Below are 22,563 nucleotides of genomic sequence, written 5' to 3'. Positions count from 1 at the left end.
TTTGTCACAACAACCGACCAGCATTAAGATTTATTTGCAAAGCGCGTCTGAAGGACTTTCCTTGTTCGGACCGCAGGATGCCTTTTTAAAAATTATCGAATCCGAAATTCCTGCAAGAATTGATTCAAGAGAAGCAGTGATTAACGTTTCCGGTGAAAAACGGAATGTGGAAAGTTTACAACAACTGTTTGATGTTCTGCTTCAGCTTATTCGTAATGGCTATATCCTGACCGAAAGAGATGTCCTTTATGCGGTAGAGCTGGCAAAAGACCTGCGAGCAGATCAGCTGCTCGATCTCTACAAGGGTGAGATCACAACAACATTTCGGGGGAAACCCATCCGGGTGAAAACCATAGGGCAGAAGCACTACGTTACAACGATTAAGAAAAGAGATATCGTATTCGGAATCGGCCCGGCAGGTACGGGTAAGACGTATCTTGCTGTCGTACTCGCTGTGGCCGCGCTGAAGGAAGGCACAGTCAAGCGGATCATTCTTACTCGTCCGGCAGTCGAAGCAGGGGAAAGTCTAGGCTTCCTTCCGGGTGATCTTCAAGAGAAGGTAGACCCTTATCTGAGACCGCTTTATGACGCGCTTTATGACGTTATGGGGCCGGATCAGGTAGCAAAGGCCCTTGAACGGGGATTGATTGAGATTGCGCCTCTAGCATATATGCGGGGACGTACGCTTGACGATTCATTTATTATTCTGGATGAGGCACAGAACACAACACCCGAACAAATGAAGATGTTTTTGACAAGACTCGGTTTTGGTTCGAAAATGGTCATTACGGGAGATGTAACCCAAATTGACCTGCCGCGAGGTAAGAAGTCAGGATTGGTAGAAGCCAAAACGATCCTACAAAAAATTGAGGATATCGGTTTCGTCTTCTTCGCGGAGCAGGATGTTGTACGGCACTCTTTAGTACAAAAAATTATCGTCGCTTATGATAAAGCTGCAGAAAACCAAGATTAAAGGGGATTGTCGCAATGGCCTTCAAAGAACCATCGACGGACAAGTCCATATCAGTTAAACACTATGGCTGGAAATATAGCGTGGCGACACGCTATATTCTATTTTTATTTCTTGCAATACTGTTTTACACCAGCTTTTCGGTGAAGCTGCTTCCGGAACGTTATGATATTAAGGTGGGTACTCACAGCGAAAAGAGCATCCTGGCTCCGCAGCAAATAGAGGATAGTAAGGCTACCCTAAAAGCTCAAGAAGAGGCTGCTGAACGGGTACAACCAATATATACATATGTTTCGCTACGTAATGACTTGCTCGTAAGCCAAATATTTGAACGCATCGATCGTTTAAACCAGGACGAGGTCTCAGTACAGGACAAGATTGCGATATACAGGGAGGAAATTCCTCAGCGTGCTGAAGATTTTGTGAATAACTTCATATCAACGTATAAAGGAACCGAGACCTATCCTCCCGAGCTGCTTCAAGAAATGAAGAAGGTTATTGAGCAGCAGGCATACCGTATACCTGAGGAGACCTTTATCAAAATTCCGAGACTTGCGCCTGAAGATATTTACCAAATGAAATCAGTGGCCCGGGACATCGTATCCCGGCTGATGAATGAAGTTGTGGATGCACAGACGGCAAGAGCCAAGGTGGCAGAGCTGGTTACTGCCAGTTCACTGAATGACCGGACCTCGAGGGAAGTCGTTCAAGAACTTGTGCGTTTCTCCATTACAGCGAATAAGTTCTATAACGAAGTAGCCACCAAGGAAGCTAAGGTGGAGGCAAGAGAGAATACGCAGCCTGTGTTTATTAAACAGGGAGATGTCCTGGTTGAAAAAGGACAGTTAATAACACCGGAATTGTATGAACTGCTCGGCAAGAATGGCCTTTTGAAGGATGACGTCACTTATTGGCCTCAGCTGGGTCTGTTCTTACTCTCCATACTTCTGTCACTCGGTGTATTAATGTTTATTCGTCAGTCTGATATGAAAATGTTCAAATACAACAATTCTCAGGTTTTTATGCTCGTGCTGATCTATGCCATCACGATGATGTCCATGCATCTGGCTGGTATTCTGCAGAGTGTGGATCGTGTCTATATCGGTTTCTTAGCGCCTGTTGCGATTGGAGTTATTCTGGTCACACTATTGCTTGACGTGCCGTTAGCCTATTTCAGTGCTATCATTTTCAGCATCATGGCTAGTGTCATACTGAACGTAGACAAAGGTGAAATGTTTGATTTTCACTTTGGATTTTTTGCTGCAATCACGTCTTGTGTAGCGATTTTCTCGATTCATCGGGCGAGCCAGCGTTCCACCTTGCTGAAGGGCGGAATTATGGTCTCCATGTTCGGAGCGATAACTGTCCTAATTATGCTGCTTATTAATGATTCTCCTTGGACAAGAGCAGAATCATTATATGCGCTTGCTTTTGCCTTTGCTGGTGGTATCTTGACAGCAGTGCTCGTTATTGGACTGATGCCGTTTTTCGAAGTGACATTCGGCATTCTTTCGGCGCTTAAGCTTGTAGAGTTGTCGAACCCCAACCATCCGCTGCTTCGGAAGCTGCTGACGGAAACTCCGGGAACATATCATCATAGTGTTATGGTTGGAAATCTGGCGGAAGCGGCGGCTGAAGCGATTGGTGCCGATGGCCTGTTATGTCGTGTCGGTTCTTATTATCATGATATTGGAAAGACAAAGCGTCCCATTTATTTTATTGAGAATCAGAACAATATGGAGAATCCACACGATTCGATTGATCCTAAATTAAGCAAATCCATTATTATAGCCCATGCCCGGGATGGGGTGGAAATGCAAAAAGAGTACAAGCTTCCTAAACCAATTCGTGATATTGCTGAACAGCATCATGGAACCACTTTCCTACATTTCTTTTATCATAAGGCACTTCGCCAGGCAGAGGAGCAGGGAATGGAACCGGACTTCACAGAAGATGATTTCCGTTATCCAGGACCGAAGGCCCAATCCAAGGAGGCTGCAGTTGTCGGCATCGCCGATAGCGTAGAGGCGGCAGTTCGATCCTTACGTAAGCCTACGGTTAATCAAGTGGAGTCGATGATTGAGAAGATTATTAAGAGTCGCCTGGACGATCACCAGTTTAACGAATGTGATCTCACGATGAAAGAACTTGATATTATAGCTAGAACTTTGAAGGAAACCGTTATGGGAATATTCCACTCGCGGATTGAGTATCCGGAGGAGGTTAAGAAGATTAAACCGGAGAGTACATTAGAACAACAATCACCGGCAAATCCAGCGGATTCCGAATCTACAGATGATCAAAAAAGGAGCGTTTAGAGGATGAGTCTGCAACTGGTATGGAACAACGAACAAGAGGAATTTGTCATTTCGGATACTCTGATATCGCTTCTCGAACAGATTCTGCAGCGAGCTGGAGAGGTAGAGGGTGTCACGGACGGAGAGGTTGACCTTACTTTTGTTGATGATACTCAAATTCATGAACTGAATAAGGAATACAGAGGGATCGATCGTCCAACTGATGTGCTGTCCTTTGCCATGCATGAGACCACAGATGAAGAGCTTACAATAATATATGAACTTGACTCTGAGGATGAAGAGGAGCATGTTCCTGATGTGCTTGGGGATATTATCATATCTGTTCCACGCGCCAAGCTGCAAAGTGAGGAATACGGCCATTCATTGGAACGTGAGCTTGGATTTCTGTTCGTGCATGGATTCCTTCATCTGCTTGGATATGACCATCAGGATGAGGCGAGCGAGGCTGAAATGATGGGCAAGCAGGAGGCTGTGCTTGCTGAAGTAGGGCTGAATCGGTAGTGAAGCCCGTTAAGCCTTCGTTTCGCTCCGCTTTTACATTTGCGGTTCAAGGCATTATTCACGCTTTTAAAGCCGAGAGGAACATGAAGATTCATACAGCTGCAGCGATTATGGTCATCATTGCGGGCATGCTGTTTGGACTGACCCCTATGCGCTGGATGTTTTTGGCGCTTGCCATAACTTTGGTCATTTCGGCAGAGTTGCTAAATACCGCGGTGGAAGCTGTTGTTGATTTAGTCTCTCCTGACGAACACCCCTTGGCCCGTATTGCCAAGGACACGGCTGCAGGAGCGGTATTGATTACCGCTCTTTTTGCAGTCATTGTCGGAGTTGTGGTGTTTTATGATCCGGTACTGTCTTGGATTTCATCCCGGTTTTAAACAAACTGAATATAAGGGTAATAAGTATGGAATATGACTTTATCTTTGGAGGGATATTCATGAAAGCTGAAAGCTTGATACAGGAAGCGATAAAGGCTCGCTCCCGCGCTTACATCCCCTACTCCCATTTCGGAGTGGGTGCAGCACTGCTGGATGAGTTTGGTGAAGTTCACTATGGCTGTAATGTTGAGAATGCCGCTTATGGACCAACGAACTGCGCCGAGCGAACAGCCCTGTTTCGGGCTATTGCAGACGGTCATAAACCCGGCAGTTTTCAGGCCATAGCGGTCGTTGCGGATACCGAAGAACCATGCGCCCCATGCGGTGTGTGCAGGCAAGTGCTGGTGGAGCTGTGTAAGCCTGATATGAAGGTGATTTTAGGTAACATGAAGGGAAATATTCGAGAAACGACGGTAAAAGATTTGCTTCCAGGAGCTTTTGGTCCGTGGGATTTGCAGAAACAATAGAGAAATAAGCGGAGGAATATATGCAAAAAAATACGTTCAAATCGGGCTTTGTAGCGATCATCGGGCGGCCTAATGTAGGCAAATCAACGCTCATGAATCAGGTGATCGGCCAGAAAATTGCTATTATGTCGGACAAGCCGCAGACAACCCGAAATAAAATACATGGTGTATACACGACAAACGAGTCACAGGTTGTTTTTCTAGATACACCCGGAATCCATAAACGTCAATCCAAGCTCGGAGATTACATGAATCAGACGGCACTAGGAACACTGGGTGAGGTAGAGGCGGTTCTATTCTTAGTAGATGCATCGGAAGGCTTTGGCGGCGGTGACCGTTTTATTGTGGAGCAACTGAAGCAAATCCGGACCCCTGTCATTCTTGTCATGAACAAGATTGATAAAATTGAGCCTCAGGACCTGCTGCCGCTTATTGAGGAATACCGAAAGCTGCATGATTTTGCGGAGATCGTTCCCATTTCCGCACGGAATGGAAACAATGTAAATACCCTTTTGGATCAAATTCAGAAGTATCTGCCTGCAGGTCCGCAGTATTATCCAGAGGATCAGGTGACAGATCACCCAGAACAATTCGTCTGTGCTGAATTGATCCGGGAGAAAATTCTTCATATGACCCGGGAAGAGGTACCTCATTCCATTGCTGTCACGATTGAAGATATGAAGGTGGAAGAGAATGGGACAGTCCATATTTCGGCTGTTATTTTTGTTGAACGTGATTCACAAAAAGGGATTATTATCGGAAAACAGGGCTCCATGCTGAAGGAGGTCGGGCGACAGGCTCGCCAGGACATCCAGCGGCTTCTCGGCTCCAAGATATTTCTTGAACTGTGGGTGAAAGTTAAAAAAGACTGGCGCAATCAAGAGCGCGTTCTCCGGGATCTTGGATTCCATCGTGGACAATAACGATAATCATACACGCTTGCTGCTGTTCATAACGAGGTGGAAGCGGGACCCTGCCAACAATTGCAAATCATAAATCCAGATGCAAAGCACATCCTATCCTTGTAGATGCAGACGTCATTTCCGAAGAAAGGATGAATACGAATGCGAGATTTTTCGTGGAAGTATTTTGCGATGACAGGAGATGTCGATGCGTATTTGCTGTATAAGGACTCCCAGGGCACTGCGGAACTTGTGAGCAATACCTCCGCAGAGGAAGAGGCGGCAGAGTATGAAGAGAACGAATGATGTTTGGTTGCTTCAGGAATGGTTAGGGGATAATAGAGCATGCTACACAGGGCGGAAGGGATCGTCATCCGCAGCATGGACTACGGTGAAGGGAACAAGATCATTACACTTTGCACCGAGAAATCAGGCAAGGTAGGGGTTCTGGTCCGCGGAGCCAAAAAAGTGAAAAGTCGCCATGCTGCCTTAACTCAGCTCTTTACTTACGGTGAATACGTGTTTTTTAGAAATGGAACAGGTCTTGGAACTTTGAATGCCGGCGAAATCATAGAATCCCATCATGGGCTCCGGGAAGATCTTATAAAGGCTGCCTACTCCTCATACGCTTGTGAGCTGCTTGACCGGGTGCTTCAGGATGAGGAGACAGGCGCTTTTTGGTTTCATCAGCTGAAGGCATGTCTCGAAGCTTTACAAGAAGATAAAGACCCGCAGATTATCATTAATCTTTATGAGATGAAGATTTTGCAGGCTGCGGGTTATGGCCCGGAGTTAGATGTCTGTGTCTCTTGCGGAAATGAAAAGACGGATGAGGAGATGCTGGTTAGTCCGAGACTTGGAGGGGTCCTGTGCAGACGCTGTAAGCATTTGGATCCTCCTGCTATGTCAGTTTCCTTAAGAACACTGAAGCTCCTGCGTCTGTTTTCAAGATTGGATCTGAGAAGACTTGGAAATATTGATGTTAAGGAAGCTACAAAAGCAGAGCTTAAAACCGTGATGAGAGCATTGATGGATACTCAATTAGGATTAAGGCTCAAGTCTCAGAGCTTTCTCGACCAAATGGACAAATACGGTATTTGACGATTTTAAAAATATTAGGTATCATATGTTAAGTCTATTTAAGAATATTGACATGCGTTGAACGGAAAAGTAATGGGTGGAGACCGATTATTAGCGAGCCGGTGATGGTGGGAGTCCGGCGGAAGAAACCCATGAACATGGCAACCGGGAGCATGCTGCACGTGATAAAGTGGGTCCATTTATGGACCAAGTAGGGTGGAACCGCGGGAAGCCAGAGCTCTCGTCCCTATGTCTGTACAACAACAGGCGTAGGGAGAGAGCTTTTTGTTGTGCAGAGCAATGGCTGAGGAGTCATTCGTCTAAAAGCATCTGGTTCACTATAAGTTGTACAGTATGCTGAAGTAATAAAAATGGTGTGAAGGAGCTAAAATCATGAATTTTCAACAAATGATTTTGACGCTGCAGCAATTTTGGGCGGAACAGAATTGTATTATTGTACAGCCGTATGACACGGAAAAAGGCGCAGGAACGATGAACCCGATGACATATCTGCGTTCGATTGGACCGGAACCGTGGAACGTAGCTTATGTCGAGCCTTCCCGTCGTCCCGCAGACGGCCGTTATGGCGAGAACCCGAACCGGTTGTATCAGCATCATCAATTCCAGGTTATTATCAAGCCTTCGCCTGATAACATTCAGGAGCTTTATTTAGAAAGCTTAAAGCGCCTTGGAATCGATCCGCTGGACCATGATATCCGTTTCGTAGAGGATAACTGGGAGGCTCCTACGCTTGGTGCCTGGGGACTCGGCTGGGAAGTTTGGCTTGATGGTATGGAAATCACGCAATTTACGTATTTCCAGCAGGTAGGTGGCATTGACGCTAATCCTGTAGCTGTTGAGATAACGTACGGTATGGAGCGCTTAGCTTCTTACATTCAAGATAAAGAGAATGTATTTGATCTGGAATGGGTCGACGGCATTACATACGGAGATGTGTTCCAGCAGCCAGAATATGAGCACTCCAAGTATACCTTTGAGGTATCTGATGTAAAAATGCTGTTCACCTTGTTTAACATGTACGAGGAAGAAGCTAATAAGGCGATGAGTCAGCATCTTGTGTTCCCGGCATACGACTATGTTCTGAAATGTTCTCACACATTCAATCTGCTTGATGCAAGGGGAGCGATTAGTGTTACCGAGAGAACGGGCTACATTATGCGTGTACGGAATCTGGCACGCCAAGTGGCAGCTACCTATTTGGAAGAACGTGAAAAGCTCGGATTCCCGCTGATCAAGAAAGGAGACGCTGACCGTGGCTAAAGATTTATTGTTTGAGATCGGGTTGGAGGAAGTGCCTGCACGCTTTTTGCGTGCAGCAATGGAGCAGCTGGAGGATAAGACCGTTAAATGGCTCGAAAGCTCCCGTATTGCATTTGGAGAAGTGAAGTCCTACGCAACCCCTCGTAGACTCGCTGTGCTCGTGAAGGATGTAGCGGATAAGCAAACCGATGTTAGCGAGGAGGTCAAGGGTCCTTCACGTAAAATTGCTTTGGATGAGAACGGAAACTGGAGTAAGGCTGCACTTGGTTTTGCACGCAGTCAGGGTGTTGAACCGGAGAACTTCACATTTAAAGAGCTTTCAGGAGTAGAGTATATTTATGTGACAAAAAACAGCATTGGTATCGAAACTTCTGAAATTCTGGCTGAAGGTTTGTATGGAGTTCTCACTTCCATGACGTTCCCTAAAAACATGAGATGGGGCTCTTACGAATTTAAATTTGTGCGTCCGATCAAATGGATTGTTGCCATGTTTGGTACGGATGTTATCGATATGGAGATTACAGGGGTCAAATCAGGTAATATAACGACAGGTCACCGATTCCTTGGAAGCACTGCTGTCATTCCTGAAGCTTCAGACTATGTTGAGGTACTTAGAGCACAGCATGTTATCGTGGACGTGAAGGAACGCAAAGATATGATTGTTTCCCAGATTAATTCCTTGGCAGCCGAGAAGGATTGGAATATTGCTGTGAAGGAAGATCTGCTCGAAGAAGTGTTATTCCTCGTTGAAACACCGACCGTATTATATGGTTCTTTCGATCCTTCATTCCTTGAAATACCGCAGGATGTACTGATTACATCCATGCGTGAGCATCAGCGATATTTCCCGGTTCTGAATAAGCAAGGTCAGCTGCTTCCGTTCTTTGTTACGGTTCGAAGCGGTGATAGCCGCTCTTTGGATATCATTGCAAAAGGGAATGAGAAGGTGCTTCGTGCCCGTCTATCAGATGCGAAGTTCTTCTATGAAGAGGATCAAAAGCTGCAGATCAAAGAAGCACTTTCAAAGCTCGAAAGCATCGTATTCCATGATGAGCTTGGAACGATCGGTGATAAAGTCCGCCGGATCCGCCGGATATCTGACAGCTTGGCAGCGAAACTCGGTATTTCGGCAGAGGCAGCAGATTCAGTTAGCCGTGCAGCTGATATTTGTAAATTTGATCTGGTTACACAGATGGTATATGAATTCCCTGAACTGCAGGGTGTTATGGGTGAAGACTATGCTCGCAAGGCCGGAGAGAAAGAAAGCGTAGCAAAAGCGGTATTTGAGCATTACCAACCGCGCTTTGCAGGAGACGCTGTTCCTTCTACGGATGTCGGCTCGATTGTCAGCATCGCTGATAAAATCGATACAATTGTAGGCTGCTTCTCTATTGGCATTATTCCAACAGGATCGCAGGACCCATATGCACTGCGGCGGCAAGCCCAAGGGATTGTCCAAATCATCCTTGAGCACAAGCTCCCGATTGCATTATCCGATGTGTTCGGAATTGCATTATCCATTCATGAAGACATGCGGGTATTGAAGCGTTCAGAGAATGAAATAAACAAAGATTTGCATGAATTTTTCAGCCTGCGTGTGAAAAAGCTTCTGTCTGAAGAGCAAAGATATGATGTAGTCGATGCAGTGATTTCAGCTGGATTTGATCATGTGGTATCTGTCGTGTCCCGCGGGCAGGCACTTATGGCAGCTGTTAACAGTGCTGAGGATTTTAAGACAACGGTTGAGTCTTTTAACCGTGTTAGTAACTTAGCTGCTAAAGCAGGTAAGATTGCAGTTAATCCTGAACTGTTTACAGAAGCTGAGGAGAGCAAGCTTCACGAGGAATGGCTCTCCATTCGTCAGCCATATGAAGCGGCTATGGCCGATTCCGATGGAGAGCGTGCACTGAAGCTTCTCAGTGAATTGAAAGAGCCGATAACAGGCTTCTTTGATTCCGTCATGGTTATGGCTGATGATGAAGCAGTCAAGGCAAACCGTTTAGCATTGCTGTCGGGTATTGATCATGACCTGAAGCAGTTTGCAGATTTTACAAAGCTGGTGTGGTAAATCCGAGAAGCACAACTGAATGAATGATTAGAAGACGAAAGCGGAGCCTTTTCAGAAGAAGGTGGCCGCTTTCGTTATTGCTTGCTGAGATTTGGAAAAAAGAGGATTGACTTTTGAGCGCTGAAGAAGAAGGATTTTAATCCTCCTAAGACGTATATAATATATAGAGTATTTAATAACTCGAAATTCGGTGGTGCCTATGATGTCCATACGTTCCCTGCAGATTGTTGTTGACGGTGATGCATGCCCTGTGAAGAAGGAGATCGCAGAAACAGCGAGGATATTTGGAGTTCCGGTCCTGCTTGTTTCCTCTTATGATCACCTGCTGCGTGAAGAAGAGGGAGTTCGGACGATTCAGGTTGACCGTAGTGATCAGAGTGCAGACTTATACATTGCTAATCATATTGTACGCGGTGATATTGTCGTTACCCAGGATTATGGTTTGGCGGCGCTGGCCCTGTCCAAATTATGCCATGTACTATCCTTTCGGGGCCGCCTCTTTAATGACAGGGATATCGATTTTTTACTGGATTCAAGACATCATCATGCCAAGGCAAGAAGAGCAGGCCATTATGGTAAGGGTCCCAAGAAATTGGTTGAAGAAGACCGAGTCGTGTTTCAACATAATTTGACAAAACTTTTGCAAAAATTGAAGGATAACGTTCGTTCATAGCGAATAATATTTACGTGCTAAAGAGATGAAGGTGGTTTGGATGAGTACCGGACAAGGCAACATACCGGATGATGTCATCGAGGCAGTGCTGGCCCGAAGCGATATTGTTGATACGGTCAGCAAGTACGTGCATCTTACCAAGCAGGGGAAATATATGAAAGGACTTTGTCCTTTTCATTCGGAGAAGACCCCTTCCTTTACGGTTACTCCGGAGCGCCAAATCTTTTACTGTTATGGTTGCGGCAAGGGCGGTAATGCCATTAAATTCAGAATGGAAATCGAAGGATTTTCCTTTCCCGAAGCTGTAAAAATCATGGCAGAAGAGAATGATATTGCCCTACCGGAGGGCCAAGGTTTTTCTGTTATCCCTCGAAATCCGGAAAAGGAACGATTGTATGAGGCACATGAGCTGACAGCCAAATTGTATCACTTTTTGTTGAAGAATACAGAGCATGGCAAAGAAGCTATCGCATACTTACGTGCGCGAGGTATGCATGACAAAATTATAGATCAATTTCAGATTGGGTTCGCACCAGATCGTTGGGATACACTGGTTCAATTTTTGAGCAAGCGTAACTATGATCTGAAAGAGATGGAGAAGGGCGGGCTATTGTCCGCAAGGCATGAAAGTGATGGTTTTATAGATAAATTTAGAGGAAGAATTATGTTCCCGATTCATGATCGGAATGGGAGAGTCATTGCATTTGCCGGTCGGATCTTAGGAGAGGGACAACCTAAATATCTCAATTCCCCTGAAAGTCTGTTATTCAACAAGAGTCGTACATTATACAATTTGCACCAGGCCAAGACTTCCATACGTAAACTGCGTCAAATCATATTATGTGAAGGTTACGGAGATGTTATATCCTCTTGGGAGGCAGGCTTCCACAATGTAGTTGCGACTATGGGCACTTCACTTACTGAACAGCAGGTTGCTATTATGAAGTCTATGGCTGAAGAAGTTGTCATCACTTACGACGGAGATAAGGCGGGATTGGCTGCTGCAATGAAAGTCATCCCTATGCTAGAAGGCGCTGGCCTTAGAGTGAGAATTTCAGTTATGGGTGACGGATTAGATCCTGACGATTATTTTCGTAAATATGGAGCCGATCGGTTTAGACATATTATTGAATCAGCCGTTTCAACCACGAAATTTAAACTTATATATCTGAAAAAACACCATATACTGCTAGAAGAAGGCAAAATATCGTATGCGAAAGAGGCACTTCCGATTATTGCTGTCCTGAATTCCTCTACTGAGCGTGAAGTTTATTTGAGGGAATTATCTTCTGAACTGGGCCTTTCTTATGAAAGTCTGAAGCAGGATTGTAACTTGCTCAGACAGTCTATGCAAAAAAAGATGAGCAGTGGGGATAATAAGGAAAAAAGGTGGAATACTGGTAGGCATAAAAAAGGGCAGATTTCAACTCCAACTCTGCTACCGGCATACCATGCTGCAGAACGACGGCTGCTATCATTAATGCTTCAGGATTCGGAAGCCGCCAGATATGTGAGCGATAAATTGGGAGAAGCATTTAATATTGATGATCATGCGGCGATAGCTGCTTATCTATATGCTTATTACGCGCAGGACAAACCACCGGATATCAGCCGGTTTATATCATCACTTCATGATGATCGGCTGGAGAAAACGGTGAGTTCGATTTCCATGATGGATACTCCTACGGACTGGAATGTTCAAGTACTCGATGATTGTATAAGAGAAGTACTGAAATATCCTCGGCAGAAACAGATTGATCAGAAGAAAGAAGAAATGATGAAGGCGGAACGCTCGGGTGATTTTATGCGCGCCGCACAAATTGCAAGTGAAATTATTGCCCTAGAGAGACAATGACAGCCCAGCTTGAATGTTTCTAAAGGGAGGAGGGAGCCAAAGGATGGCGAATGATCAGCATACTGAACTAGAAACGGAATTTACACTGGATCAAGTAAAAGATCAGTTAATTGAACAGGGTAAAAAGAGATCCGTACTAAGTTATAAAGTTATTATGGAGAAACTTTCACCATTTGATCAGGATCCCGAGCAAATGGAGGAGTTCTACGAACAGCTCGGTGATTTAGGTATTGAGGTTAACAATGAGAGTGACGAGGATAACAGCCACCGTCAATCTGATGATCAGGATGAGAATAACAACGATGACTTTGGCGGCGGATTTGATGACGATTTATCACTGCCTCCAGGTATCAAAATCAATGACCCGGTACGTATGTATTTGAAAGAGATCGGCCGTGTACCCCTATTGTCAGCTGATGATGAAGTAGAACTGGCAAAGCGGATTGAGAACGGGGATGAAGAGGCGAAACGCCGGCTTGCAGAAGCTAACCTTCGTCTCGTTGTAAGTATTGCCAAGCGTTATGTAGGCCGTGGAATGCTGTTCCTCGATCTTATTCAAGAAGGCAATATGGGTCTGATCAAAGCGGTTGAGAAATTCGACCACAAAAAGGGTTACAAATTTAGTACGTATGCGACCTGGTGGATCCGGCAAGCGATTACGCGTGCCATAGCAGACCAGGCACGTACAATCCGGATTCCTGTTCATATGGTTGAAACAATTAACAAGTTGATTCGGGTATCCAGACAATTGCTGCAAGAGCTTGGACGTGAACCGTCCCCTGAGGAAATTGCTGCCGAAATGGAGCTGAGCGTTGAGAAGGTTCGCGAGATCATGAAGATTGCCCAAGAGCCTGTTTCGTTGGAAACACCTATTGGTGAAGAGGATGATTCACACTTGGGAGACTTCATCGAAGATCAGGAAGCACTTGCACCTGCGGATGCGGCAGCCTACGAGCTGCTGAAAGAGCAGCTGGAAGATGTTCTCGATACACTCACAGAACGTGAGGAGAATGTACTCCGTCTTCGTTTTGGACTTGATGATGGACGGACAAGAACGCTTGAAGAAGTAGGTAAGGTATTTGGCGTTACCCGTGAACGGATTCGCCAGATCGAAGCGAAAGCGCTCCGCAAACTTCGCCATCCAAGCCGCAGTAAGCGATTGAAGGACTTTCTGGAATAGGAGTAAGCTATGGACCTACTGCAATCTAATCGCAGCAGGTCCTTTTTTCTTCGTTCATACTTCATATAGAAGCAACCGAAATTGCCTATACTAGAAAGAGAAAACGATCTATCGACAGCAAGTCGGGATGACACAATGCAATTTACTTGGAATGGTTTAATTTCCTTTATTTGTTTTGCTGGTCTTTATTTTAGCTCTTTTCCGTGGTCATTGCAAATTGCTTACAATTACTTTACTGCAATATTTTTAATGCGGTTGAATGTCTGAACAAGGCAATTTCAAGCATGTATTTGCAGTTTTCTATGCGTTTTGATAGGGTATGAATGTTACATATTTCGAAAAATAAAGGATAGCGCGGGTGTCATCATGAAATTATCGAATCGATTACAGTTAATATTAGATCATATTCCTAGTGGAAGCCGACTTGCGGATATTGGCTCTGATCATGCCCTTCTTCCGACAGCAGCAGTAGAGACAGGAACCTGTGTCTCTGCTATAGCAGGAGAGGTTAATTCGGGGCCTTATCAGGCGGCTGTCAAGCAGGTGACCGAGTCGGGGTTGACACATGCCGTAATGGTTCGTCTTGGAGATGGTTTAGATGTTCTTGAGACTGGTGAAGTTGATGTTATAACGATCTCTGGTATGGGCGGGGGGTTAATCGCTTCAATCCTTGATCGGGGCGAGAATAAACTCAGCGGAGTAAGCCGACTAGTGCTTCAGCCTAATGTGGGAGAAGATATATTACGTAAATGGCTTCTTGAACACCACTGGGTGTTAATCAACGAGTATATACTGGTGGAAGACGGCAAGATTTATGAAGTGCTTATAGCCGTGCCTGAAGAGCAGGGTTTAGAAATTAAGAATGAGGAATTATACCAAGAGCGAATCATGGGTGAAGGCACTAAAATATCGACAGATTGGCTGCTCCGAATGGGACCCTGGCTCCTTCAGCGCCCTTCCTCTGTATTTCATGCCAAGTGGAAATCAGAGATCCAGAAGATGAATAGTATTTTACGCTCCTTATCGAAATCTGATCTGGCTTCTGCGGAAGAAAAATCAGCTAACATAAGAGCGGACATCAAGAAAATTGAGGAGGTGCTGGCATGCTTGCCAAAGGACAAACAGTAATACAATATATGGAACAGCTGGCTCCCAAGCATGTGGCTATGCCGGATGACCGGATCGGCCTGCAGCTTGGTACACTGAATAAAGAAATAAAGACGGTACTCATTGCATTGGATGTAAATGAGGAAGTGGTGGAGGAAGCAATCGAGCTTGGTGCGGATCTCATTATTGCCCATCATGCGATAATTTATCGGCCCTTGAAGCAGCTGCAGACCGATTCCCCTATGGGAAAAGTTTATGAAAAGCTTATTAAAAACGATATTGCCGTATACATAAGTCATACCAACCTGGATGTAACTGAAGGCGGGATGAACGACTGGATGGCGGAAGCACTGGGTATTACGAATACATTACCTATTCATGATGTACATACCGAGCAGCTTTCCAAGCTTGTCGTATTTGTACCGAAGAGTCATCACCAGGAAGTACTGGATGCGGTTTTGAATGCCGGGGCAGGGTCGATTGGAAACTACAGCCACTGCAGCTTTAATGTGGAGGGCTTTGGCACCTTTGTTCCTGGAGAAGGGACAGATCCTTTTTTAGGGAAGCAAGGGAAAATGGAACGGGCAGACGAGGTCAGAATCGAAACGGTCGTTCCGCAAAATATTCGCAGCAGAGTAATCCAAGCTATGCTTAAAGCTCACCCTTATGAGGAGGTTGCCTATGATCTTTATCCTATGGATCTTAAAGGACGGTCTCTCGGTTTGGGACGAATCGGCAAATTAAGCGAACCCGTTACGCTCGCTGCACTGGTGGATGTCGTCAAAGAGAAATTAGAGGTTCCACATGTTAGAGTTGTAGGTGATTTGGACCGTATGGTTAAAAAAGCAGCGGTGATTGGCGGATCAGGTGGCAGTTTTATGAATACAGTTCTGTTTAAAGGGGCTGATGTATTGATAACAGGAGATATCGATTACCATACAGCTCAAGACGCATTGGCTGCCGGCCTTGCAATCATTGATCCTGGACATAATGCCGAGAAAATCATGAAGCTGAAAGTGGCTGAATGGATGGAAGGCAAACTGCAGGAGCATCGGTATGATACCCGTGTTATTGCATCAAAAGTCAACACAGAGCCGTTTCGCTTTATATAAGGATAGTTAAAGGAATTACAGGAACTTTCCTCTTGGCCTGCTAATGATTAAGGGGTTGTATATGGCTGCAATAACTTGTATACTATCAATTGTTGTCCGGAAAGTTTAACAGACAATCGCTGGCGGCGAGAGCCGCGAGAGGAAAGTCCGGGCTCCATAGGGCAGGGTGCTGGATAACGTCCAGTCAGCGCGAGTTGAAGGATAGTGCCACAGAAATGGACCGCCGATGGCCGCTTTGCGGCACAGGCAAGGATGGAACCGAGGTGTAAGAGACCCCGAGGAACGCTGGTGACTTCGTTCCTGGTAAACCCCACCTGGAGCAAGACCTAATGGGACGCAGCTTCTTTCGAGGAAGCAGCCTTTGCCCGAGGCGCGTCTAGGTTGGTCGCTGGAGCCGAGCAGTAATGCCCGGCCTAGATAGATGATTGTCGCTTAATGTGGCAGGGTAGTTCCCGTTATGACCACGAACAGCACAGAACCCGGCTTACGGTAAGCTTTCCTAACTGCAACAGCTTTAATGAGTTTCACCCTGGTATATGCATGAAATATAACGCGTGCTTTTCAAACAGACCTGTGTGGTCCAATGAAAAGATACGCGTTTTTTCATATGATTTTACACTTTCTTTAGGCATATGCTTTATTTTTAGGTATGTTAATGTCATTAGCGAACAAACGTCCATACCAATAAGCCCTCTAAATAATAAGCTGTTATCATCAACAGAAAGGAAGTGGCTAGCAATGTCCTGCGAAATAACTTGCCCAAATTTTTGTCCACCGGTGTCTCCAATTGTATGTGAGCCAGTAGTCATTGTGAGAGAGCGCTTTATACCGCAAATTGTACCCGTCATTCATCCGATTAAAGTTGTTGATAAAGTTCACTGCGTACCTGTACATCATCATATTTACAAATGGGAAAATGAAGAAGTGAGGGACGTAGCTGTATCTGGCAAAGCATCCAAGAAACGCACTGTGCGTGTATCACGCGCCCGTAAGAAGAAATAATAGCAAACCAGGTTTATCTACATTCAAAAAAGCAGCTAAATCGCCAAAGGCGAAAGCTGCTTTTTTTCTTTACCGGTTATGGGTTGAGGAGGATATGTTATTCCGCTGAATCTCCTGATAAAGCCGCTGAAGAACACGCTGCGGCCATAACTGCAGCGGCCTGCTCTGATTGCCAGCAGCCTGAAGTGCCCGAAAGACGTCAACCTGACCGCTGCCGTAATATTTGTCCTTGCCTTTGTCACCGAGGTCAACGGCTTGGGAAATCATGAGATCCATTACCTCCCTGTTGCTTAGCTCCGGATTGAGCGAGCGGATAAGCCCGGCCATAGCGGCTGCATGAGGGCTTGCCATGGATGTTCCGGAAAGGGCAGCGTACTGATTTCCTGGATAAGTACTTGCAATATTGGTTCCTGGTGCAGTTACATCGATATAATCTCCGTAATTCGAATAATCGGCGCGGCTCATATCTTGATTGGTAGCCCCGACCGCTAACACTTCTGGATAAGCGGCAGGGTAACCGGGACGCTCTGTATTATCATTTCCCGAAGCTGCAACGAGGATAACGTCACGGTCATAAGCATATCTCACAGCATCGTGTAAAAATTGTGAATCTGCATAGTTACCAAGACTCATGTTAATAACCTTTGCTCCATGATCGGTAGCCCAAATAATCCCTTCTGCCACCGCATACGTTGTACCTGATCCACTTGAATCAAGTGCCTTAACTGGCATGATCTTGTTATACCAGCTAACTCCTGCGACACCCTCACCGTTGTTTACCAAGGCTCCGATAATGCCGGCGACGTGAGTGCCATGCCCGACATCATCATCCGGCTCTTTATCAGGATTTACCACATTATATCCTGGAACGAGCTGACCATTTAGATCTGTGTGATGAAGGTCTACTCCGGTATCCACAACCGCTATAACAACATCTTGACTGCCTCTGGATAAATTCCATCCTTTATTCGTTTCGATCGCCGGAAGATTCCATTGATATTTAGAGAATAGGAGGTCATTTGGGATATTTACGTTATCAGTCACCGGATCACTGCTCTCATTCGTTAAATACATGAAATGAGGTTCTGCATATTTGGTGCTCCATTTCTGACTGAAATAGGTTTGAAGCGATTTATAATCCATTCGGTTCGAGCGGAAGACATACGCGTACCCGAGTTTCCGGGGAGCATCGCACGAGATTTCTTTAGAAATTTGCTTAAGCTCAAGCTCTGTGGGTTCCTTAGTAAACCGCACAACGATTTCATTCTCATAAAAGTGGCTTGCATGCTCGTTGTCATGTCCTGTTTTTACCGTAATGTCACGGAGTGTATCGCTATGAACAGACTCAACCTTAAATTTACCTTCCTTCGGATAGGGGATCATGCGTAAATTCCGCTTTTGATGGTTCGTGACTTCCTTCAGCACCTTCAAATTAATCAAGGCAGCAGCACCATATTTCTGATCCTTTGAAAGCTCAGCTGTAATGAAATAAAGTTGATCGGCTGCTTTAAATTTTGGTGATTCATAAGACTTTCCATGCTTTAGACTTTGCCGGGCAGATTTGAAATACCTGTCAATCTGTTGTTTTTCCTGAACAGTCCAGGCTGCTGTTTTTTTAATATTGACTGCAGACTCCTTATTGTTTCGTAAATCATACCAAATGAACTTCTCAAAATGGTCATGTGTACGCTGATGATCCTTCACCTGCTGATTAACTTGTTCAGGCTGCTGATGCTTGTCATGCTCTAAAATAAGCTGCAAATGCTGCTTGGCATCCATTCGGCTAAAATGGTCGGTGGCATTAAGGTCGCCTGTTAATGTAGTTTGTTTGAAGCGATGCTCTTCTTTTGGAGGTGCCTTTTTTGTCTGTGGCCCTACAGCCTGCTCTGGAAGATTAGGGTCAGGAGTCAATAAAAAGATGACAAATAAGCCTAATACCCCCGCTGTTCCTAATATGGTCCATAAATGACGTGATTTCATATTGATTCTCCTAACAATGAACTTTATTTTCACTTTAGGTTTGGACTTATGAGCTTATTTTATGCGTCTGAAGCCAGAGGATCAGGGAAGTGCCTACACAGTGAATGGTCTAAAAAATTCCTTGAAAGTGTATTCATAATAATGATTTCAGAAATAGGTATTTTATGATAGGATAATACATGATCTTTGACCGCAGGCGAAAAGCTTGAGCCGGTCAGTAACTATTTAAGGGGGAGCAACCGTAATGCAAGCTGACAATCTTCAGAATCTGTGTGCGGAAACAAGGGAAAAGCTGAAGTCCGCAATAAGCATCATGGAAACGTTTTTGAATGAACATGCCTTGCCTTATTTAGCTGCAGAACAGGATGAGGAGACTATTCTTTTCTATAAGGGATTTCTCTCGGACCTTCGCCATTTGTTAACTTTTTCAGAGGTGTCCTTCGAGAAGCTTGGTGTAATTCAGCGTCGCCCGAATTTTGATCAGGAGTCTGCCGAGAAAGAGCTGTATCGTGTATACCACAGCTGTGTTAACAGCTTTTTCTACCCTAAAAATGAGAGTTACTCGGAGGATGGCCGTTATGCCTATACAGGTCAAGACGCCATCAGATTCCGCAAGAAACCGGTTCGCCCGGCCAGAGACGTCATCATGGATATTACGAAAATATACGAAGAGCTGCGAGATGATCTGAGTTACTATGAAAGTGATTATCTTACAGAACGCCGTATGAAGGCGGAGAGAAGACAAACGATTGGATCATAATCGATCTCATCTTATATAGCATGGAACAGTGAAAGAGGTGCTGATCAGCACCTCTTTTTTTTGCGCGTCTTTACACCAACTGACAGTCTTTTGCGTGAATACACCTTGCACTCGGCGGAGAAAATGTAATTGAGGTGATACCAATGGCCAACGAAGCCAAGCCATACGTTAAATGCAGTGTGAGCAACTGCAGTTATTGGGGAGAAGAGAATGTGTGCCGCGCTGACATGATTATGATCGAAATCGACAAGCATTCCAATGTACGTTTAAATGCTGAAATAGCAGATGAGGATTTTGTTAATAATCACCGTGACAGTGCCCATCATTCCTCATCAACATGCTGCCTAACATTTAAACCTAAAGAGTAGTCATTTTAGTTTTTTAACTATAAGGAGGTGACAGCATGGATAAGAACAAAAAGCACCAGAAAAATAATTTTAAGGTTGTTGATAATGATCGCCGTCGTGTGGATTATCCCCGTAAAGATCATCATGAGGAATATGCAGCTGAAGTTGCTCCTCCTTCAAGGACGCAAGCTGGATCGCGGAGACAAGAGAGGCAAGAACAAACGTCCAACGACGATCAGTCGATCAGCCGTATTGCTGGCTATATTGGATTAGGAATAGGAATTGCCTCGCTGTTTATGTGGTCCATCATCCTAGGCCCAGTGGCAGCCGTTATTGGTTATTATGTCTACAGTCAAGGGAACAGGACCATTGGTGCTTGGTCTGCTGGCCTTGGTATTTTAGCTGCTGTTGGTTATTTTGTACTCAATTTAATTGCCCGTTAGGTAAATAATAAGTCGAATAGGCGATTGCCCTTGGAGGGCAAATCGCCTATTTTTTTATTTGATGTATAGCAGATTATCCTAAAAGGATGTAAAATGGAATTTGAAACCTTACAGGAAGAGTGATAATGACATGCAGATAGATCTGGCATCAGCAAGAAACATGGTGGAACAGCAACGTTCCATGACCAGTGATTCATCAGTGCTGACGCAGCGAATCTTGGCAGCGGGGAATGGCGAGTCCTTTGATTCATTACTAACCAGCATGATGAACAGCGGAAGTCCTGTTTCTTCAGGTACTGCTGTGAAATTAGGTCCTGGAGTAACGTTTAAAGACGGGTTGCTGTGGCAGCAGCTTGGGATTCCAGATTCCGAAGGTGAAATAACAGAACAAGTGACAGCTTCTTTTCCGGCATCTGCTGCAGAACATGGTGAAGTGCCTGAAGTTAAATCCACGTTTGAGGAATTAATTACAGCAGCAGGGGAAAAATACGGGATACCAACCTCTTTAATTAAGGCGGTAATCGATACGGAATCCTCTTTTAATCCCAATGCTGTTTCATCAGCTGGAGCCAAAGGCTTGATGCAATTGATGGATGGTACGGCGCGTGGACTCGGTGTCAGCAACTCGTTTGATCCTGTTCAAAATATTGATGGCGGAACCAAATATTTATCATATCAGCTTCAGAAGTTCGGCGGGGAGATCGCCATGGCTTTAGCTGCTTACAATGCAGGACCATCCCGAGTTACACGCCTTGGTGTCTCGAATGATGAAGAGCTGATAGCTCAGGCGCACCGGCTTCCAGCTGAGACGCAAGCTTATATCCGCAAAGTAATGAATGCACGTGCGAAATACGAGGTATAGTCTCTGAATGATATATACTTAAAGTAAAGGGTCAAACGGGGAGCAGGCAGCGGGCTTTAGTATGCTGCAGCGGCAATACCGTTTGATCTTTTTGTGTTGATAGAAAGGGGATTTAATGCATGATATATTGGGACCACGCAGCAACGACACCTCCACATAAGGAGGTTGTAGAGACCATGGCTGAAGTGATGAATCGTCATTACGGAAACCCTTCAGCTCTGCACCGGGCTGGTGAGGATGCGGGCAAGCTGTTAAAGCGGGCGAGAGAGGTCTGTGCGGGAACACTTGAAGTAGAGCCTTCAGAAATTATATTTACCTCAGGGGCTACTGAAGGGAATAATATTGCTATTAAGGGGGCTGCGATGCAGTATCGTACCCGTGGACAGCATCTTATTACAACAACGACTGAGCATCCATCTGTTTACGAATGTTTTAAGCAGCTTGAAACTTTAGGCTGGGAAGTAACATATATACCTGTTAATGAAGATGGTGTGGTCAATGCACAGCAGCTTGCTGAAGCAGTAAGAAAAGATACCGTATTGGTAAGCGTTATGCATGTAAACAATGAGACAGGCGCTGTTATGCCTTTAGCGGAGATTGGAAGTTTGATCAAGACAAAGAATGCTCGAACCCTGTTCCATGTGGATGGAGTTCAAGGATTTGGAAAGCTGCCGGTTCTGTTAAAAGATTGGAAAACGGATTTATATACATTATCAGCTCATAAATTTAAAGGTCCGAAAGGTGCAGGGATATTGTATGTGAGGGAAGGTGTTACACTGTTTCCTTTGCTGGCAGGAGGATCACAGGAGAATGGACATAGACCAGGAACTGAGAATGTCGCATCTGCGGTAGCGGTAGCAAAAGCCATGAGAATGGGGCAGGAGCGGCAGCCGCTTTTTTATGATAAAATAGGCAAGCTCCGTAACTCACTAATGAATGAGATTCGAAGCATACCGGAGTTCGTGCTGAACAGCAGCGAGCAAGGGGCACCGCATATTGTACATTTTTCATATCCTGGGCTGAAGCCTGAAGTTATGGTTCATACGCTTGAAGAGCTGGGTATGCTTGTTTCAACCAAATCCGCATGCTCATCAAGAAACAGTGAACCGAGCCGGGTATTAACAGCAATGGGCAAGAACAAGGAATTGGCTTCAAGCGGGATTCGAATCAGTCTGGGCTGGGAGCATACAGAGGACGATGTAATTCAGTTGGTTAATGCAATTCACCAGGCTGTTGAAAAGCTTCGTCCCTTAACTGTAAAGAGGGGGTAACTTC

The 22,563-nt window shown here is 45.1% G+C and carries 22 protein-coding genes and 1 other RNA gene; 22 read left to right on the top strand and 1 reads right to left on the bottom strand.

Annotated features, from left to right (window positions below; genetic code table 11):
- Position 1: 1 nt before the first annotated feature.
- The 17 genes from BN1234_RS10725 (at position 2) to BN1234_RS21865 (ending at position 16,896) form a co-directional block, all read left to right on the top strand.
- The gene (locus tag BN1234_RS10725) at positions 2-973 is read left to right on the top strand and encodes a PhoH family protein (RefSeq protein ID WP_054956661.1); all 972 of its coding nucleotides are present in this window, start codon (positions 2-4) and stop codon (positions 971-973) included.
- Between the two features lie 14 nt (positions 974-987).
- The gene (locus BN1234_RS10720) at positions 988-3,288 is read left to right on the top strand and encodes an HD family phosphohydrolase (protein ID WP_054956660.1); all 2,301 of its coding nucleotides are present in this window, start codon (positions 988-990) and stop codon (positions 3,286-3,288) included.
- Positions 3,289-3,291: 3 nt separating this feature from the next.
- The gene (gene ybeY, locus BN1234_RS10715; RefSeq protein ID WP_054956659.1) at positions 3,292-3,789 is read left to right on the top strand and encodes an rRNA maturation RNase YbeY; all 498 of its coding nucleotides are present in this window, start codon (positions 3,292-3,294) and stop codon (positions 3,787-3,789) included.
- Positions 3,789-4,169, top strand: a complete 381-nt coding sequence (locus tag BN1234_RS10710) for a diacylglycerol kinase family protein (RefSeq protein WP_054956658.1) — start codon at positions 3,789-3,791, stop codon at positions 4,167-4,169. The genes ybeY and BN1234_RS10710 overlap by 1 nt, the downstream gene beginning before the upstream one ends.
- 59 nt (positions 4,170-4,228) lie before the next feature.
- Positions 4,229-4,636, top strand: a complete 408-nt coding sequence (gene cdd / locus BN1234_RS10705; protein ID WP_054956657.1) for a cytidine deaminase — start codon at positions 4,229-4,231, stop codon at positions 4,634-4,636.
- 20 nt (positions 4,637-4,656) lie between these two features.
- The gene (gene era / locus BN1234_RS10700) at positions 4,657-5,559 is read left to right on the top strand and encodes a GTPase Era (protein WP_054956656.1); all 903 of its coding nucleotides are present in this window, start codon (positions 4,657-4,659) and stop codon (positions 5,557-5,559) included.
- A 141-nt stretch (positions 5,560-5,700) separates the two neighbouring features.
- Positions 5,701-5,844: a YqzL family protein gene (locus BN1234_RS21870; RefSeq protein ID WP_082423160.1), complete on the top strand. Its 144-nt coding sequence runs from the start codon at positions 5,701-5,703 to the stop codon at positions 5,842-5,844.
- 39 nt (positions 5,845-5,883) lie between these two features.
- Complete coding sequence (gene recO / locus BN1234_RS10695) at positions 5,884-6,639, top strand: DNA repair protein RecO (protein ID WP_054956655.1); 756 nt, start codon at positions 5,884-5,886, stop codon at positions 6,637-6,639.
- A 372-nt stretch (positions 6,640-7,011) separates the two neighbouring features.
- Positions 7,012-7,899 (top strand): glycine--tRNA ligase subunit alpha, encoded by an 888-nt coding sequence (gene glyQ, locus BN1234_RS10690; protein WP_054956654.1) that lies wholly within the window; start codon positions 7,012-7,014, stop codon positions 7,897-7,899.
- Positions 7,892-9,967, top strand: coding sequence for a glycine--tRNA ligase subunit beta (gene glyS / locus BN1234_RS10685; protein ID WP_054956653.1), 2,076 nt, complete (start codon positions 7,892-7,894; stop codon positions 9,965-9,967). Before glyQ ends, glyS begins: the two co-directional genes overlap by 8 nt.
- 202 nt (positions 9,968-10,169) lie before the next feature.
- Positions 10,170-10,640: a YaiI/YqxD family protein gene (locus BN1234_RS10680; protein ID WP_245640146.1), complete on the top strand. Its 471-nt coding sequence runs from the start codon at positions 10,170-10,172 to the stop codon at positions 10,638-10,640.
- A 40-nt stretch (positions 10,641-10,680) separates the two neighbouring features.
- Positions 10,681-12,495, top strand: a complete 1,815-nt coding sequence (gene dnaG, locus BN1234_RS10675) for a DNA primase (protein WP_054956651.1) — start codon at positions 10,681-10,683, stop codon at positions 12,493-12,495.
- 43 nt (positions 12,496-12,538) lie between these two features.
- Complete coding sequence (gene rpoD, locus BN1234_RS10670) at positions 12,539-13,675, top strand: RNA polymerase sigma factor RpoD (protein WP_054956650.1); 1,137 nt, start codon at positions 12,539-12,541, stop codon at positions 13,673-13,675.
- A gap of 366 nt (positions 13,676-14,041) precedes the next feature.
- Complete coding sequence (locus tag BN1234_RS10665) at positions 14,042-14,803, top strand: tRNA (adenine(22)-N(1))-methyltransferase (protein ID WP_054956649.1); 762 nt, start codon at positions 14,042-14,044, stop codon at positions 14,801-14,803.
- Entirely contained in the window at positions 14,779-15,894 is a 1,116-nt protein-coding gene (locus tag BN1234_RS10660) for a Nif3-like dinuclear metal center hexameric protein (RefSeq protein ID WP_054956648.1), read from the top strand. The genes BN1234_RS10665 and BN1234_RS10660 overlap by 25 nt, the downstream gene beginning before the upstream one ends.
- Before the next feature lie 100 nt (positions 15,895-15,994).
- An RNA gene (rnpB, locus tag BN1234_RS10915) (RNase P RNA component class A) lies at positions 15,995-16,396 on the top strand.
- Between the two features lie 236 nt (positions 16,397-16,632).
- Positions 16,633-16,896 (top strand): hypothetical protein, encoded by a 264-nt coding sequence (locus BN1234_RS21865; RefSeq protein ID WP_082423159.1) that lies wholly within the window; start codon positions 16,633-16,635, stop codon positions 16,894-16,896.
- Between the two features lie 69 nt (positions 16,897-16,965).
- On the opposite strand, the gene BN1234_RS10655 is transcribed toward BN1234_RS21865, so the two are convergent.
- Positions 16,966-18,876, bottom strand: a complete 1,911-nt coding sequence (locus BN1234_RS10655; RefSeq protein ID WP_054956647.1) for a S8 family peptidase — start codon at positions 18,874-18,876, stop codon at positions 16,966-16,968.
- Positions 18,877-19,120: 244 nt separating this feature from the next.
- Here BN1234_RS10655 and BN1234_RS10650 point away from each other — a divergent pair, with 244 nt between their 5' ends.
- The 5 genes from BN1234_RS10650 (at position 19,121) to BN1234_RS10630 (ending at position 22,559) form a co-directional block, all read left to right on the top strand.
- Complete coding sequence (locus BN1234_RS10650) at positions 19,121-19,636, top strand: YpuI family protein (protein WP_054956646.1); 516 nt, start codon at positions 19,121-19,123, stop codon at positions 19,634-19,636.
- Between the two features lie 143 nt (positions 19,637-19,779).
- On the top strand, positions 19,780-20,004 hold the full coding sequence (locus BN1234_RS10645) for a DUF1540 domain-containing protein (RefSeq protein ID WP_054956645.1): 225 nt from the start codon (positions 19,780-19,782) through the stop codon (positions 20,002-20,004).
- Between the two features lie 35 nt (positions 20,005-20,039).
- Positions 20,040-20,426 carry a hypothetical protein gene (locus BN1234_RS10640; protein WP_054956644.1) on the top strand — a complete coding sequence of 129 codons (387 nt, stop codon included), beginning with the start codon at positions 20,040-20,042 and terminating at the stop codon, positions 20,424-20,426.
- 130 nt (positions 20,427-20,556) lie between these two features.
- Positions 20,557-21,288, top strand: a complete 732-nt coding sequence (locus tag BN1234_RS10635) for a lytic transglycosylase domain-containing protein (protein ID WP_054956643.1) — start codon at positions 20,557-20,559, stop codon at positions 21,286-21,288.
- A 119-nt stretch (positions 21,289-21,407) separates the two neighbouring features.
- Entirely contained in the window at positions 21,408-22,559 is a 1,152-nt protein-coding gene (locus BN1234_RS10630; RefSeq protein ID WP_054956642.1) for a cysteine desulfurase family protein, read from the top strand.
- Positions 22,560-22,563: the final 4 nt, after the last annotated feature.

It is taken from the genome of Paenibacillus dakarensis (assembly GCF_001373415.1).
GTDB classification, from domain to species: domain Bacteria; phylum Bacillota; class Bacilli; order Paenibacillales; family Paenibacillaceae; genus Paenibacillus_AQ; species Paenibacillus_AQ dakarensis.
This window is presented reverse-complemented; position numbering and strand designations above follow the sequence as displayed.

What these genes read in the sequence shown, in the direction of transcription:
- era (WP_054956656.1), top strand. Translation starts at nt 4,657, where the DNA reads ATGCAAAAAAATACGTTCAAATCGGGCTTTGTAGCGATCATCGGGCGG.
- BN1234_RS21870 (WP_082423160.1), top strand. Translation starts at nt 5,701, where the DNA reads ATGCGAGATTTTTCGTGGAAGTATTTTGCGATGACAGGAGATGTCGAT.
- BN1234_RS10665 (WP_054956649.1), top strand. Translation starts at nt 14,042, where the DNA reads ATGAAATTATCGAATCGATTACAGTTAATATTAGATCATATTCCTAGT.
- recO (WP_054956655.1), top strand. Translation starts at nt 5,884, where the DNA reads ATGCTACACAGGGCGGAAGGGATCGTCATCCGCAGCATGGACTACGGT.
- ybeY (WP_054956659.1), top strand. Translation starts at nt 3,292, where the DNA reads ATGAGTCTGCAACTGGTATGGAACAACGAACAAGAGGAATTTGTCATT.
- BN1234_RS10650 (WP_054956646.1), top strand. Translation starts at nt 19,121, where the DNA reads ATGCAAGCTGACAATCTTCAGAATCTGTGTGCGGAAACAAGGGAAAAG.
- BN1234_RS21865 (WP_082423159.1), top strand. Translation starts at nt 16,633, where the DNA reads ATGTCCTGCGAAATAACTTGCCCAAATTTTTGTCCACCGGTGTCTCCA.
- BN1234_RS10640 (WP_054956644.1), top strand. Translation starts at nt 20,040, where the DNA reads ATGGATAAGAACAAAAAGCACCAGAAAAATAATTTTAAGGTTGTTGAT.
- cdd (WP_054956657.1), top strand. Translation starts at nt 4,229, where the DNA reads ATGAAAGCTGAAAGCTTGATACAGGAAGCGATAAAGGCTCGCTCCCGC.
- rpoD (WP_054956650.1), top strand. Translation starts at nt 12,539, where the DNA reads ATGGCGAATGATCAGCATACTGAACTAGAAACGGAATTTACACTGGAT.
- BN1234_RS10655 (WP_054956647.1), bottom strand. Translation starts at nt 18,876, where the DNA reads ATGAAATCACGTCATTTATGGACCATATTAGGAACAGCGGGGGTATTA.
- glyQ (WP_054956654.1), top strand. Translation starts at nt 7,012, where the DNA reads ATGAATTTTCAACAAATGATTTTGACGCTGCAGCAATTTTGGGCGGAA.
- dnaG (WP_054956651.1), top strand. Translation starts at nt 10,681, where the DNA reads ATGAGTACCGGACAAGGCAACATACCGGATGATGTCATCGAGGCAGTG.
- BN1234_RS10680 (WP_245640146.1), top strand. Translation starts at nt 10,170, where the DNA reads ATGTCCATACGTTCCCTGCAGATTGTTGTTGACGGTGATGCATGCCCT.
- BN1234_RS10635 (WP_054956643.1), top strand. Translation starts at nt 20,557, where the DNA reads ATGCAGATAGATCTGGCATCAGCAAGAAACATGGTGGAACAGCAACGT.
- BN1234_RS10720 (WP_054956660.1), top strand. Translation starts at nt 988, where the DNA reads ATGGCCTTCAAAGAACCATCGACGGACAAGTCCATATCAGTTAAACAC.
- BN1234_RS10630 (WP_054956642.1), top strand. Translation starts at nt 21,408, where the DNA reads ATGATATATTGGGACCACGCAGCAACGACACCTCCACATAAGGAGGTT.
- BN1234_RS10645 (WP_054956645.1), top strand. Translation starts at nt 19,780, where the DNA reads ATGGCCAACGAAGCCAAGCCATACGTTAAATGCAGTGTGAGCAACTGC.
- BN1234_RS10660 (WP_054956648.1), top strand. Translation starts at nt 14,779, where the DNA reads ATGCTTGCCAAAGGACAAACAGTAATACAATATATGGAACAGCTGGCT.